Annotated in this window: 15 protein-coding genes and 2 pseudogenes; 4 read left to right on the top strand and 13 right to left on the bottom strand. The window is 40.5% G+C overall.

Annotated elements, in window-relative coordinates; genetic code table 11:
• Nucleotides 1–202: helix-turn-helix domain-containing protein (locus IM319_RS10095; RefSeq protein WP_287735495.1), on the bottom strand; the 202-nt coding region annotated here is incomplete at its 3' end.
• Between the two features lie 91 nt (nucleotides 203–293).
• On the opposite strand from IM319_RS10095, the gene IM319_RS10090 reads away from it, so the two are divergent.
• Nucleotides 294–788, top strand: a complete 495-nt coding sequence (locus IM319_RS10090; RefSeq protein WP_286827426.1) for a hypothetical protein — start codon at nucleotides 294–296, stop codon at nucleotides 786–788.
• 128 nt (nucleotides 789–916) lie between these two features.
• Here the strand turns inward: IM319_RS10090 and cimA are convergent, their stop codons facing one another.
• Nucleotides 917–2,557, bottom strand: a complete 1,641-nt coding sequence (cimA, locus tag IM319_RS10085; protein ID WP_287735494.1) for a citramalate synthase — start codon at nucleotides 2,555–2,557, stop codon at nucleotides 917–919.
• Nucleotides 2,558–2,623: 66 nt separating this feature from the next.
• Here cimA and IM319_RS10080 point away from each other — a divergent pair.
• A pseudogene (locus IM319_RS10080) lies at nucleotides 2,624–2,731 on the top strand (2Fe-2S iron-sulfur cluster-binding protein); the annotation flags it as partial.
• A 304-nt stretch (nucleotides 2,732–3,035) separates the two neighbouring features.
• Entirely contained in the window at nucleotides 3,036–3,581 is a 546-nt protein-coding gene (locus IM319_RS10075; protein ID WP_287735493.1) for a hypothetical protein, read from the top strand.
• Here the strand turns inward: IM319_RS10075 and sds are convergent.
• Nucleotides 3,578–4,549, bottom strand: coding sequence for a solanesyl diphosphate synthase (gene sds / locus IM319_RS10070; RefSeq protein WP_286827423.1), 972 nt, complete (start codon nucleotides 4,547–4,549; stop codon nucleotides 3,578–3,580). The two genes, IM319_RS10075 and sds, sit on opposite strands and share 4 nt — an antisense overlap.
• 400 nt (nucleotides 4,550–4,949) lie before the next feature.
• Between sds and IM319_RS10065 the strand changes: the two genes are divergently transcribed.
• Nucleotides 4,950–5,645: an HAD family hydrolase gene (locus IM319_RS10065; RefSeq protein WP_002801790.1), complete on the top strand. Its 696-nt coding sequence runs from the start codon at nucleotides 4,950–4,952 to the stop codon at nucleotides 5,643–5,645.
• On the opposite strand, the gene IM319_RS10060 is transcribed toward IM319_RS10065, so the two are convergent.
• The 10 genes and pseudogenes from IM319_RS10060 to IM319_RS10015 form a co-directional block, all read right to left on the bottom strand.
• Nucleotides 5,642–6,262, bottom strand: a complete 621-nt coding sequence (locus IM319_RS10060) for a CPP1-like family protein (protein ID WP_286827422.1) — start codon at nucleotides 6,260–6,262, stop codon at nucleotides 5,642–5,644. The genes IM319_RS10065 and IM319_RS10060 overlap by 4 nt on opposite strands.
• Before the next feature lie 86 nt (nucleotides 6,263–6,348).
• Nucleotides 6,349–7,410, bottom strand: a complete 1,062-nt coding sequence (locus IM319_RS10055) for a CIA30 family protein (protein WP_287735492.1) — start codon at nucleotides 7,408–7,410, stop codon at nucleotides 6,349–6,351.
• A 155-nt stretch (nucleotides 7,411–7,565) separates the two neighbouring features.
• On the bottom strand, nucleotides 7,566–7,814 hold the full coding sequence (locus tag IM319_RS10050) for a DUF433 domain-containing protein (protein WP_287075689.1): 249 nt from the start codon (nucleotides 7,812–7,814) through the stop codon (nucleotides 7,566–7,568).
• A gap of 11 nt (nucleotides 7,815–7,825) precedes the next feature.
• Nucleotides 7,826–8,170 (bottom strand): DUF5615 family PIN-like protein, encoded by a 345-nt coding sequence (locus IM319_RS10045; protein WP_158200995.1) that lies wholly within the window; start codon nucleotides 8,168–8,170, stop codon nucleotides 7,826–7,828.
• 3 nt (nucleotides 8,171–8,173) lie between these two features.
• Nucleotides 8,174–8,515, bottom strand: a complete 342-nt coding sequence (locus IM319_RS10040; RefSeq protein ID WP_271972067.1) for a DUF433 domain-containing protein — start codon at nucleotides 8,513–8,515, stop codon at nucleotides 8,174–8,176.
• Between the two features lie 220 nt (nucleotides 8,516–8,735).
• A complete protein-coding gene (locus IM319_RS10035; RefSeq protein ID WP_287735491.1) occupies nucleotides 8,736–9,104 on the bottom strand; it encodes a DUF5615 family PIN-like protein in 369 nt (122 codons plus the stop codon).
• Nucleotides 9,101–9,349 carry a DUF433 domain-containing protein gene (locus IM319_RS10030; protein ID WP_286827419.1) on the bottom strand — a complete coding sequence of 83 codons (249 nt, stop codon included), beginning with the start codon at nucleotides 9,347–9,349 and terminating at the stop codon, nucleotides 9,101–9,103. The genes IM319_RS10035 and IM319_RS10030 overlap by 4 nt, the downstream gene beginning before the upstream one ends.
• A 108-nt stretch (nucleotides 9,350–9,457) precedes the next feature.
• On the bottom strand, nucleotides 9,458–9,847 hold the full coding sequence (locus IM319_RS10025; RefSeq protein WP_271972073.1) for a type II toxin-antitoxin system VapC family toxin: 390 nt from the start codon (nucleotides 9,845–9,847) through the stop codon (nucleotides 9,458–9,460).
• Nucleotides 9,844–10,149, bottom strand: a complete 306-nt coding sequence (locus tag IM319_RS10020) for a DUF2281 domain-containing protein (protein WP_287735490.1) — start codon at nucleotides 10,147–10,149, stop codon at nucleotides 9,844–9,846. Before IM319_RS10020 ends, IM319_RS10025 begins: the two co-directional genes overlap by 4 nt.
• Nucleotides 10,150–10,416: 267 nt before the next feature.
• Nucleotides 10,417–14,001, bottom strand: a pseudogene (locus IM319_RS10015) (DUF7149 domain-containing protein); the annotation flags it as partial.
• Nucleotides 14,002–14,131: the final 130 nt, after the last annotated feature.

Here is a 14,131-nt window from a genome sequence, read left to right as displayed (position 1 = left end):
AGTCTAATTCTTCTTGCTTTTTCCAATCAGTTAGCATTGAAGAAGTTTGAGCATATCCTACTCTTTCTTGTCTTTCGTACCATGCTTGTGTTCGTTCGTGGAGAGCTTTGTTGTAAACTAATCTTACACAGCCCAAGGTGCGCCGCAATAGCGACTCTTGTTCGGGTGTGGGGTAAAATCGGTAAGAATAGGCTTTTTCCATGGGGAGCATTTTAGCATATATTTCGTAAATGTGTTAATATTTAACAGTAAAGCCGTCGTAGAACGACGGGGTTTCAGACCCAAAATTTTCGATGACCGAGCCAACCCGATTAAACTATCACGATACCTATTCTTGTCCCGTCTGTCGCCATGGTAAAATTGCCGCTTTAACACTAATGGAAGCCTATGCTTGTAACTTTTGTCAACACATTTTTACTGCTAATTTAGAACAACAGGTTTTAAAAATGGCCGATAGTCAATTACCCTTAACTTGGTATTGGAATGGTAAGTATTGGCAGGGTTTACCGAGAGAAGGCATGGAGATGGCAGGTTTTTACTTAATTATCGGTTTAGGATTTGTGATTTTTCCCACAGCAATTGTGGCTACGGGTGCCTATCTTTTTCCTCCAGTCGAGGGGAGTCCTTTGTCATGGGTGCCTCTATTTTGGTCGATTTTAACCTTGATTTGCCATGCTATTTGTTTACTCTGGTTAATGATCGAATATTATCAGTTTCCCGTTAATATGTATCTGCGGGCCTTGGCTCGTCGTTGGCAAAATTCTCTGGCCACTAGATTATTATCCTAGGAAACATTCAATCCCAGAAAGGGTAGCAGGAAGTGGGGTGCGAGGTGTGGGGGGGTCACTGCGTGCGCGTTGCGGGGGAAGAATAAATAAAAATAATCTCCTGAATACTGACGACTGATAACTGTTCCCTAAATTATTCCCAAAGGACAAAATTGACCCGATAATTCTAGTTTATTGTTTTGCAGCAGATATAAACCGTATTCAATTCCTTCTACTACTGCTTGATAGGAAGCTTCCAAAATATTACTAGACACTCCCACGGTAGTCCATCTTTGTTGACCGTTACTCGACTCGATTAAAACCCTAGTTTTCGCTGCCGTCCCCGAACCACTATCGAGGATTCTCACTTTATAATCGGTCAGGTGAAAGTTAGCGATTTCAGGATAGAATTTGACTAAAGCCTTTCTTAAAGCCAGATCTAAAGCGGCCACCGGCCCGTTACCTTCGGCCACTTCTAATAAATCTTCCTCTTTTACCCGTACTTTAATTGTCGCGATCGCATTACCACTATCCCGCAGCATATCACAATACACTTGGAATCCTTTTAATTCAAAAAGGTGGCTTCTCTGTGCCAAAGCTTCCCGCATTAATAACTCAAAACTAGCTTCGGCTGCCTCAAATTGATAACCCTCACTTTCCAAGATTTTTAAACGTTCCAAAATTTGCCGACAGGTGGGATCATCTTTATTTAAATCGATGCCAAAACTGCGCGCTTTCGCTAACACATTACTTAATCCCGATTGGTCAGAAATGACGATGCGGCGCTGATTCCCGATCGCTTCCGGGTTAATATGTTCGTAGGTGAGGGGATTTTTCGCCACCGCAGAAACGTGAATTCCGCCTTTATGGGCAAAAGCGGAACGTCCGACGAAGGGAGCATGATCATCCGGCGCTAAATTGACCATTTCGCTGATTTTTCGGCTAGTTCCCGTCAATCGGCCTAATTGATTTTCTTCTAGGCAAGAAAATCCCATTTTTAACTGAAGATTGGCAATTAAAGTACATAAATTGGCATTGCCGCAGCGTTCCCCATAACCGTTAATTGTGCCTTGAATCATGCGTGCGCCCTCGTTAACTGCCGCTAAAGAGTTAGCTACGGCGGTTCCTGCGTCATTATGAGCATGGATGCCTAATTGAGGCGCATTTTCCTCATCGGGATCGATGCCCAATTTCTCCCGCACTTTCTCCACAATAGGGGCGATTTCTTGGGGTAAAGTGCCACCGTTGGTATCACAGAAAACTAACCATTCGGCCCCGGCAGCCCTGGCGGTTTTCAGGGTTAAAAGGGCGTATTCGGGGTTATTTTTGTAACCATCAAACCAATGTTCGGCATCATAAATGACTCGTTTTCCCTGACAGCGTAGATACTGGATCGTATCTCCTATCATGGCTAAATTCTCCTCCAGACTGGTTTTTAAGCCCTCTGTGACGTGCAGATCCCAAGATTTGCCGAAAATTGTCACCCAACGGGTTCTAGCGGCGAGAATGGCGGTTAACATCCGATCTTCCCGGGCCTCGATATGGGGGCGACGCGTGGAACAAAAAGCGACTAATTCCGCTTGTTCTAGGGGTTCTTCGTGCAGTTTCCAGAAAAATTGACCGTCTCTAGGGTTTGCGCCAGGCCAACCGCCTTCGATAAAAGGCATACCCATCCGATCTAATTCCCTAGCGATTTTAATTTTATCTTCTAGGGAGAGGGAAATACCTTCTCGCTGGGCCCCATCCCGGAGAGTAGTGTCATAGACCCAAATGCGCTTACCATTGTTCATAGAAATAGTCAATAGATGTTAATATTAATTAATAAATAACTGTAGCGACTTAAAATCACGCCCCTAATGCCTAGAATAACAGTTTACGGTCAAACAATCACCTGCGATCGAGGTGCAAATCTCCGTCGCGTATTATTAAAACATGACATTTCTTTGTATAATGGCGGTTCCAAGTTCAGTTATCAGTTATCAGTTATCAGTTATCAGTTATCAGTTTTCAGTGAACAGTATTAAGTATTAAAGTGTAAAGTAAGCTGTACTGAATTTAAACTGCCTATTGGAGATTTTAGTACAAATGCTCAAACTTCCTCTCCCTGCTCCCTGCTCCCAACTCTGGTGCAGTCTCAACGAGTAATTTAGATAGTCAACAGCTTATTAGGTGGCAAGTTCGGAGCCTTCTTTTCACTGATTACTGATTACTGATTACTGTTTACTGATTACTGTTTACTGTTTACTGTTTACTGATTAAGGTTATCAAATGAACGAGACAATAATTTTTCGGATATCACCAATAATTCGGGTAACTTTATTAAGTTTATATGTGGCGTTAACCATCCCTTTACCCTTTTTAGCAAAAGTCACTAATTCCCCCGTTAGTCCCAATTTTCTCTGGGTAGGAATTAGCTTAGGATTAATCGCTTTATACGGAGCTTTAAGTGAAAGAGTCATTTTATCAGAAACAGGAATACAAGTTACCTATCCCCAATGGTTTCCCGCTTTTCTTCGCTCTGGTTGGTGGTTAAATTGGACAGATATAAAAGAACTTAAATGTCGCAGTACAGGACAGGGTGGTTTAGTTTATTATTTCCTTGATCGCTCCTCAGAAAAAGCCTATTTATTGCCGATGCGAGTGGTGGGATTTAATCGCATGGTCAAAATAATCGAGGAAAAAACTAACTTGGATATGACTGATATTCGCCCCCTTTCTCAGCCTTGGATGTATGGAATTCTTTTTATTCTCACCCTATTTTTATTATTAGTTGATGCTTGGACTATTGCTACAGCGAGAACTATTATTCCCTAATAAATTCGGCTCAAAACGTAATCTACTAGCTCGATTAACACATCTTTTGAGGGAGAAGAAGCTAAACAGTCAAGGTGTTTTAAGGCACTTTGACCATACTGATTGGCTAATTCTTTTGAGCGAGGAATACCTTGGCTAGAGTGAATAAAATCAAGAGCTTTTTCGATGTCTCCTTCCTGACTAAATTCCCGTTCGATTAACACTTCTATATAGGGATTTTCCTCCATGGCAAAGAGAGCGGGAGCGGTGATATTACCACTGATCAAATCGGAGCCAGAGGGTTTTCCTAATACTTCCGTGGGGGAGGTAAAATCGAGAATATCATCGACGATTTGAAAAGCTAATCCTAAATCGCGACCATAATTATATAAATGATGATTAACTTCAGCCGATTGCTCGCTTAATACCCCGGCCGCTTTGGCACTGTTGGCAATTAAAGAAGCAGTTTTGTAGTAACTTTTTTCTAGATAAGCTGCCAAGGAGATACTGGTGTCAAAGCGATTAATTCCCTGTTGAATTTCCCCTTCAGCAAAATCGCGAATCACTTCTGAGAGCAATTTTACCACTTCTAAATTATCTAAATTTGCTAGATACCAAGAGGATTGAGCGAAAAGAAAATCCCCCGCTAAAACCGCCACGCGATTGTCAAATAAACTGTTAACGGTGGGAACACTGCGCCGCAATTCCGCCTCATCTACCACATCATCATGGACGAGACTGGCAGTGTGGATCATCTCCGTGATTTCCGCTAATCGACGATGACGGGGAGTGATATCCCGGTCTAACATGGTAGCGCGAGACACTAACAACACGATCGCCGGTCGAACGCGTTTACCACCGGCCTCGAACAAATGTTCTGCTGCCGCCGCTAAAATGGGATGACGAGCGCCGACGAGGTTTTTTAAGTTATCGGTCAAAAGACGGAGATCATCGTCAACGGGTGCGAATAAAGAAGTTGTTGGGATCATTAGTTAGCCAATTGGCGAGATAGTTACGAAAGTTTACATATCCTTACATTTATTTTAAGCTAACCGTCCAGACTAGGGAAGGGGAAGCATCAGTGATCAGTAATCAGTAATCAGTAATCAGTGATCAGTGATCAGTAATCAGTAATCAGTAAACAGTAATCAGTAATCAGTGAGGGGTTGGGGTTTTAGGGTTTTAGGGTTTTAGGGGTTGGGATGTTGGGGTTTTTAGTTGAAATTCCCCACTTCCCCACTTCCCCACTTCCCCATTTCCCTATTTCCCCCCACACCCCACACCCCACTTCCCTCATCCCTAATTTTTTTCCTGACAAAACTCTTGTCATTGTCAAGACTCTAGGGTAACTTGTATATAAAAATTAATAAAGCGAGAAGTATTAGAACGATGTTGAGACTAATTAGCGACTTTGACGGGCCGATAATGGACGTATCGGAGCGATATTACCAAGTTTATCAAGACTGTTTACAGAAAACCGCCTATAAAGGTCAAATTATCGGAGAATTATCGAAAGCGGAATTTTGGCAGTTAAAACGGGATCAGGTTTCTGAGAAGCGTATCGGGGAAATGTCAGGATTAGATGAAGATCAAGCGCGTAAATTTGCCCATCTTCGTCGTCAAACTGTTCATACTTTACCCTATCTTGTCCACGATCGCCCGGTGGTTGGTTCTTTGGAAACTCTCCAGAAAATCCAAGAGTTAAAGATCGATTTAGTCGTGATGACGATGCGGCGGGTATCCGAGCTAGATCATGCCTTTAATCGCCACGATATCGGTCGTTTTTTCGCCGCTAATCGTCGTTATTGTCTAAATAATAATTACACCAAAACCAACGACGTGCGCGACAAAACCCTGCTTATGGCTAAGGCCGCTAAGGAACTGCCGGCGGCTGCCGATACTTGGATGGTGGGGGATACGGAAGCGGATATTGCCGCCGCTAAGAGCCAAAATATTAAGGTTATTGGCGTATTATCCGGGATTCGCAGCCGTTCCCGTTTAGAGAGCTACGAGCCTGATTATATCGTCAATAACCTTGGGGAAGCAGTGGACGTGATCTTAGGCTCCCTACGAGCGATTGGTTAACGGAAAAAACTACTAATCACCCAAAAGATCAGAAAAGTGACGAGCGCATAAATTGGGCGATCGCCGAAGATATTCAAATCAGCCTTGGCCGCTAAACTGGCTAATCCCGCTCCCAGAGCGACTCCTAGCACTAAACCAGCGAGAGTGAATAGTAAGGCGCGGCCAAAACGGTTTTCCTTGCGGTTGAAAAAATAGATATTAACGAAAACGCCAAAAGCTAAGAGCAGCGGTAAAAGGGAGCCACTGGGATCGGGAACTAACAGCGTTATTGCTCCTAAACAAGCGTAAATCACTGCTGGTACGCCGATATCCCGTGCAGAAGGTGTATCGATTAAGCTTTGCCACCAGTGAGGAGATTTACTGCTAGTAACCGGTTTACTTTCCACCGGAATCGTCAGACGTTCGGGAAAACGAATGCGATCGGGAACTTTAATTCTACCCTCCTGTCGCATCCGCAGTCGATCCATGAGGACGGAATCGTAGGCCGACTCGATCAATTCGACAATTTTGCTATCATTTTGATACTGTTGCACCAGTCTTTGTTTGGCCTCTTGAATTTCTTCAAAAGAGGATTCTTCAGTAACCCCAAGTTGTTCGTAGGGATTCTGTTCACTCATGAACATACCTCCTTAATTATGCTCCCGATAGTCATGATCTTAACCCGATGTTCTGTAGTTTAACTTGAGATGCAAGCTTATTTAAATTAATTAAGTTTAGCGAAAATCTGGGCAGAATCGATCGCTTCGTAGGGATAACCACTAGCATCTAAAAGGCTTTTTTCGGCGATTTCTCCTTCTTTAACGATAATTAAGCGGTTTTTGCCACCGTAGGCTTTAATTGTGACAATTTCTAAAGCAAATAACCCCGGGGAGAAACGGGGATTTATGGCCCCATCGTACTCGAATTTACTCTGCATTAACTGCAAAGCATAGACGTTACTGCTATCAAAGGGTGCTGCATCTCTCATCGTTTTGGCCCGCACTACCGGGATTAAATCGCCAAAAGGAATAGAAATACTTTGCCAGGTGCGATCAAGTGTATCAAAAGAATAACAGTAACCGATGCCATCCCAACGTCCTTCACAGCGCAGAATTAATTTATAGCGTTTTCCGTCCCCTTCTACCTGTAATTCTATTCCCTCGTAGTTAGATAAATTTAGGGGAGGATTCAGGTTTCTGGTACGAACTGAGGCAAAACCGCCGTTATTTTCAGTTCTAACGATACCGGAAAAGAGCGCTCGTCCTCCAGTCAGGGTTATCTGACTCTCACTCACTCCTCCCATTACCACATCATCCACCGCACCCCAGATTTCTTTTATATCACTGCTGGGATTGCTAAAGTCAAAGAGGGTTTTTTCGGCGGTTATCCCGGCATTTTTCAATAAATCGAGTAAATTAGCTAAACTATGGCGGTTATTCTCCCCTTGACAGTAGATAATTCTCTCAATCCCTGTGAATAATTGCGGGGTTTGCAGAGCAAATAAATCGACATTTTCGCCGAATAATTGACGTGCATCATCAATATTATCGACTAAAGCGCGAATTTGATAGTTTTGCTGCTGTAGTTGAGTGATTACTTTTCTACCGATCGCATTTTCCCCACCAATGACTAATATAGTCTTCATCCCTTGCTCATTTGTTAGCTGATTTTTTTTATCTTCCCCGAAACCGAGCCGCTTTTGCAGACAACTCCACAGGGGAATACTATCAAAATAGTCTAGAGTTTGCCAAAATCTCTGAAAATCCCAGCTTTTCGACTCAGCCATAACTTTTCTCTCCTCAAAGGGCCTGATAAAGTTAGCCTAACCAAACCAGCTTTAATCCTTGCCGCAAACGCTCGTTAATTTCTCTGAAAACCCCTATATATATTTAGGCACGGATTCCCATTATATAAAAAGTATAAGTCAAGTCTTGGCTTTTGTCAAGCATTTTGGTTGAGATTCTTTAGTCTGGGAAAGTCTGTACGACGTGCGGCAAAGATTAGACAAGCTTGAATGTCGGCTAGTTCTAAATCGGGAAAGTCTTCTAAAATTTCAGTGATGCTGACGTTTTCAGCCAGCATTTCTAATATGTCTGTGACGCGGATTCGCATTCCACGAATACAAGGACGACCGCCACATTGTCCAGCAGTGTGAGTAATTCGATGTAGTAGTGAGTTGGTGGTTTTCATCGTTTTCTTATTCAGCTTATGTTAGGTAATTTAATTCTAATCAGTTGTCCTTCTATAGTTTCAAATTGAGAAAGATGATTGTCTATAGCTTGGGCAATTTTTTCCCAGTTAATGCTACTTCTACAAATCACAATGCCTTGATGTTGAGATGTTTGAGCGTGTAAACGAATAAAATCTCGGCGATTCATAGTTAATACGGCTCGATTAAGGCTAATTGCATAGTGCAGAACTTCAGAATCTGGAATTTTTTGCTCTGCTTTTCCTGCCTCTTGTACTGTCAAGATGTCATATCCTAAGGAACGCAAAATTCTGATAACAGGTAAGGGAAATTGCTCATCTGCATAGAGTTTTACCATTGTCTAATCAGCCTCGTTTTCCAGGATTGCTTTGGCAATTTCTTGGGGATGATTTTCGGCATATCTCCAAGCATTTGCCAGATCAACCGCGTTTAGGGTGGGATATGCTTCTAATATTTTTGCGTCGCTCAGTCCTTGTTGTTGGTAGCTGACTAATAGCCAAACCGGGATTCTGGTATTACGGATACAAGCATCACCACCACATACATTTAATGTTTTCTCAATTGCTAATTCTGGGATGAGGATGATAATTTCTACTCGACTATTTTTGTTATTCATTAGCGGACTATCTAGGGTGATTTGTCCTTGTTCGTTAATGGTTGCCATTGCTTTAACTGCTTTCATTTTTTTTGATTGAGATGTTAATCAATTTGTTGTTTAATTTCATTTAGCTTATGTCAGGGAACTAACCATAATAAAAACTACACCAGATCAAGAGTTTTTTATTCTTGTTTTCATTTTGTTTTCCCTAATACTCTATTTTAATTGCTTCATATTCTTCCTCTGTCATTGTCGTTTATCTCCACTGATAAACCATAAAAAATATGTGTTTTTAGTAAAATTTTCATGGTTGAATGGGTAAGTGCCTAAGTCGAATTGAAACATCAGTTACAGAGATGATTAGACCATTAGTAAGTTCTGTGGCATAGTCATTTAAGATGGCTAACAAGCGACGGTTCACAACTTCTCGGCTTACATTCCCTAGACGAAATAAAATAACACTGGGTAAGCTGTCGCCACTAATTGCTAATAGTTGAGCAAAGTCTAAATCTACTGTAAGTAATATTCTTTCTTCTTGACGAGCTTTGTCTAAAATATTTTGGTCTGTCATCTTTTCTAGGTTTTCTTCAATCAGGTGGATTGCGTCATAGCCTTGTTCTCTCAAAAGTGCAATTGTGCGGGGAGAGATACTCATATCACCTAAAAACTTCATACTGCTTGGGTGTTTTGCCAAAGGATGACGCGCTCTTGGGTTAGCCAAGCTGCATATCTTAAAGCTTGTTGGATGTCTTCTGGTTCGAGATAGGGATAGTCTTCAATTATCTCAGCTGTTGATAAGCCATTGGCGATGAGGTTAATGATCACTGATACGGGTATCCGCATTCCACGAATACAAGCTTGACCTGCCATAATTTTAGGGTCAAAGGTAATGCGATCTAATCCTGCTATTGTTTTCATTTTGTTTTCCCTAATACACTACTCTATTTTAATGGCTTTATATTCTGGATATAGGTGAGTTGATAAAGTTTATAAACTAAGTGATCAATCGCTTTTTTTATAAGTTGATCATGGTTCAAGTAAATTGATTGGATAAGCTTTAACGGCTCCATCTACTGTTGCGATCGCCATATCGTTTTGTAAGGCTTGACAAATCAGCATTCTGTCAAAAGGATCACGATGTAAAGATGGAAGATTAGCTAGTTGACTTACACTAGCTTGATCGAGGTCAAGATTCAGAATTTGATGCCGATCACAGTGTCTCGGGAAATAGGTTGCAGGTGATTCTGGTAATGGTAATTTACCTAACTGATATTTAACAATTGCTTCCCAAGTTGACACAACACTTAGATAAATTTCGTTATCTAGGTCTTGAATCATTGCTTGCATATCTGTGGGAAGTCGTTGATCTCCACTGATAAACCATAAAAAAATATGTGTGTCTAGTAAAATTTTCATTTTCCTTCAAAGGCATTTAAAATTTCTTCCTGGAGTGGTGCATCAAAGTCTTCGGGAACAACAAATTCTCCCGCACACAAACCAAATGGACGTAGTTTTTTAGTTTTTGGTGTTTCAGAATTTATTTGATCGATGAAGCTTAAAAACTCTGGAGTATTCGATTCTTGAGTTTTTTTAAGAGATTCTTGTTGGGAAATTTCAGCAGTGCGAGCTTTGATGAATAACAGGAAGTTTAAAACTTCGTGAACTAAAAAATCTGGGGATTGCTCGAGTTCTTTAATTAGTTGTTCTCGCTCTGACATGGGTTGGCTCCTATTGTATTTTTTGCTGCCTTTTTTTATATCACAGGCTTATTTCAATCCAAACATCAATATCTTTATTATAGCATGGATGTCCATAAACTGCAACAGCATAACCACAGATAAATGGATATTTTGGTTTGATCATTATATTTGTATTGGTGATATTCTTGGCGAATATATCTGTGATGCAGATTCCCCTTCCCTGAATAAATAAAAACCACACTAGATACAGAGTTTTTTATTCTTGTTTTCATTTTGTTTTCCCTACTACTCTATTTTAATTCCTTCATATTCTTCCTCTGTTAGTGGAAAGTCTGGATCAATTATTTTTACTTCATTATATCTTAGTTGATAAAGTTTGTAAACTAAGTTATCAATCTCTTTTTCTAATTCGCTTGTGTCCGCTTTAGGATCGCTTTTTTTGTAATCAAGACATTTTTTGACCAATTTTTCTAAAGATTCTTTTTGATATTCTGTTAGATTAGGAATGGGAATTTGAGAAACATACATCGGTTTAAATTCAAAAAAACCTCCTTGTTTAGATGATGCTATCTGTTGAATAAACCACCACATTAGTGAAGAATTTAAAATAGCTAACAGGTAATAAGGATTATCAGTTATACAGATTGAAGTTTTATCATTGCTATAATATCCAGATAAATCTAGGGTATATTCAACATTATTGACGATAGCAGGAATAATAATTTTCGGTTGTTCAAATTCTTGCCAATATTTACAGGAACGCAATTCCCAAAAAAAGCGACCTTGATCATCTCTTTTGATTAGTTTATCTCGAAACTTTTGGAATCTGGCATAAATTGCGGGATAGGTTTGAGAAAAGATTGCTTCTGCTTCTATTTTACCTTTATCTGACCAAGGATGAGTTTTATTTTCCGATGACTCAATTTTAATTAAATACTGTTCAGCGAAATCTATTCGCCATCTTTTTACATCTCGTCCCCGTAGAAAAGGTTTAATAACTTCAGCAGAGGAGGGATGTTCAGCAATTAATTGATTGCGGGTGGTACTATCAATCACAAAAGCTTCATTTAAACCTGTTATTATTCCCCGATACAATCTACCTTTTACATATTCTCCCAAAGGAGTACCGACTTTTTGCAATTTAGCCAATAAATCTAAAGTTTGTGAAGATTCTAATTTCCAACCATCAGCAGATAAATTAGCTTGAGTGATGGTAAGATAATCTTTTTCTAGAATTGTGGCAAACTGGGTGATATTTTGATCTCTGTGTTTATCCCAAGCTAAAGCTTTAAACTGATTGCCATCCCATTTATCTTTACTTAAAGCGATAATACTGGGATAAGCAGTAGCTTCTTCAAAGACAGGAAAATCCCCAAAGTCAACTAAATTTAAAATTGTCGTCGAATTGGTGAGAAGTTGTCTTAATTTTTCTCCGTATCCCGCACGAAAATACTTATTTGAGGAAATATAAGTTAAATAACCTTGACTTTTGAGTATCTGTAAACCCCTTTCATAAAAATAGACGAATAAATCAGCGACTCCTGTATAGGATTGATAACTTTTCTGCAAGATAGATTTAATACTTTTAATTTCCTCCTGTCGGATATAAGGAGGATTACCAATCACCACATCAAAACCGATAAAATTACCCTTATCATCTAGAACTTCGGGGAACTCAAAGCGCCATTCAAAAGCATGATGATAAATCTTACCACTCTCAATCTCCTCGATTTCCAGACGTAACTTATCAATCTCATTCCTTAACTGACTAATCTCCTTTTCCCGCGCTTTCTTTTCCTTAGCTGACTCCTCAAATAACAAAATTTGATTCTCTAGACTATATAAATACGCTTCCAAACCGCGCAAGCGCTTTTTCTGGGGATTATCTCCCTGTAAAGTCTGACGGAAACTACTCTTAATCTCACTTATCAATCTCTCCATCTCGCGCTTTTGCGACTTATCTTCCGCGTTGCGATAGACTCTCACCGCATCCTTATAACTCTCGATACTTAAACGACTTTTGCGGGAAAAGACTTGTAAATCATTGGATAACCCAAACCGACTAATCAGAGAATTACCCACCTTGATATTAATATCGATATTCGGTAGCGTCTCTAACTCATTATCTGCTTTGTAGTAAGCATTCTTGAGCAACTCAATCCATAAACGCAACCGACAGATTTTCACCGAGTTGGGATTTATATCCACTCCAAAGAGACACCCTTCAATCAGACGCTGTTTTTCCTGAAATAAAGTCTCCTGTACGCGCTGACTTTCTCGGTTGCGGGGATTATATTCAAATATATTCCCGTCATCATCGGTGACGATTAACTCATCATTCACCACCTCAACCCGATAATCCCTGAGAGTTTTACCCTCTTTATCCACTAAAATCTGTAGTTCACTCTTAATCGCGATTATCTCATTCAAAGCAGAGACGAGAAAATGTCCCGAACCTACCGCAGGATCACAAATTTTGAGACTATTGATAATAGCATTGGCTGCCGTTTTATCTTTGATGCGGTTATACACATCCTCAATAGTCTGACAATCCCATCCCTGACTCTGGTTAAATTTCTCTATCACTGCGCGTCGAATCGTTTCCCGACACATATACATAGTGATAAAACCGGGGGTGAAAAAGGAACCATCCTTATACCCGTTGATTTTCTCAAAGATTAATCCCAACACCGACGCATTGATAAGAGTCTTATTATCCTCCTGTATCGCTTCCCCACCTTCGCTGCTAAAATCGTAGGCATTGAGAAACTCGAATAGGTATGCTAAAGCGTTAATTTCTCCTGTTCGCTTTTTCCCCTGACTATCCTTTAAGACTGTTCCCACAAAAATCTCTAAGTTCTCCGAACGCAGGTTACTGATAACTATCGTTGATTGTTCTAATTCCGTCGGTTCAAACAGAGAACTGTTGAGATAGGGAACCTGAGTATAGATATTCTGGATGTCTTTGCTTCTTTCTGACTGTTTTTTTGCCAAGACGCTGAAAAATAACCGATTTAAGTCGTCATAGTCGGCAATTTTGCTTAAATTGAGAAACCCTAGGGATTTATCCCCCCGATGATACCTAATTATCTGCGCTTCCAATAGCTTCAGGAACAGGATTCTATTTATCCAGGTTATCCCCAACTCTAAACCGATATTAAATAGTCTCTCCTCCTCCGTCTCCCCAAATTCTTCGGGATTGGGTAAACGAGAGATTTTATCTAAACTGTCCACTTGACTGATAGCGTTCTCTAGCAGCGAACCGGGTTGACGCGCTGCTGGTTGCAGACGTTGGATGAGTTTTTTCCCTCCCTCTTTTATCTCTGTCAACCCGATGATATGCAGCAACTCACTATAAAAGTTCTTGTCGAGACTGTTGCTATCGTTCGCAAAGGGGAGTTTTAAGAGGTGTTCGGGAGAAAAGATTTTATAGAGACTGATTAGCTGATGTTCATCCTCCCCGATGGTTTGGGAGTATTCCCGCAAGTCAAAATAGGTGTATGTCAGGGAATTCAGTATTGAGTCAAGAAAAGGTTCTCCTATCTGTTTATAGAAGAAGTCGGTGGTTTTTCCCGTTAGTCTCCCCGTCTCAAAGTCATTAAACTGTCTGACAAGTTCCTGATTTTGCGCGAATAGTCTCTCGAAGATATTCCCGTCAAAGATAAACCACTCATATATATTGGTTGCAATCAGGTGTTTTATCTCTAGGTTTTTCTCGGTTATTCTTTCCCGTAGGAAGTAGAGGAGTAATTCCTGTAATGCTTTACAGTTGAGTTTGTCTCTCCGCAGCATCTCGCTTTTATTGCTGGGTTTCTTCACTTCCAGTATCACCCCCACGGAATCCCGCGACTCTTTCGAGTTATCGAAAATTTGGGTTAAAACCCCGTCCTTTTAGGACGGCTTTAAGCTACAATGGAAAGAGCGATAACCAAGCTAAAAACTGAACCTTGACAACAGATAGTAAGGGGTTTCGTTCAGAAAAGACTTCAAATTCGGCCTT

The sequence above is a fragment of the Microcystis sp. M113S1 genome (assembly GCF_020246945.1).
Taxonomy (GTDB): Bacteria; Cyanobacteriota; Cyanobacteriia; order Cyanobacteriales; family Microcystaceae; genus Microcystis.
Note: the sequence above shows the minus strand (reverse complement) of the source record. Positions and strands in the feature narration are given on the sequence as shown.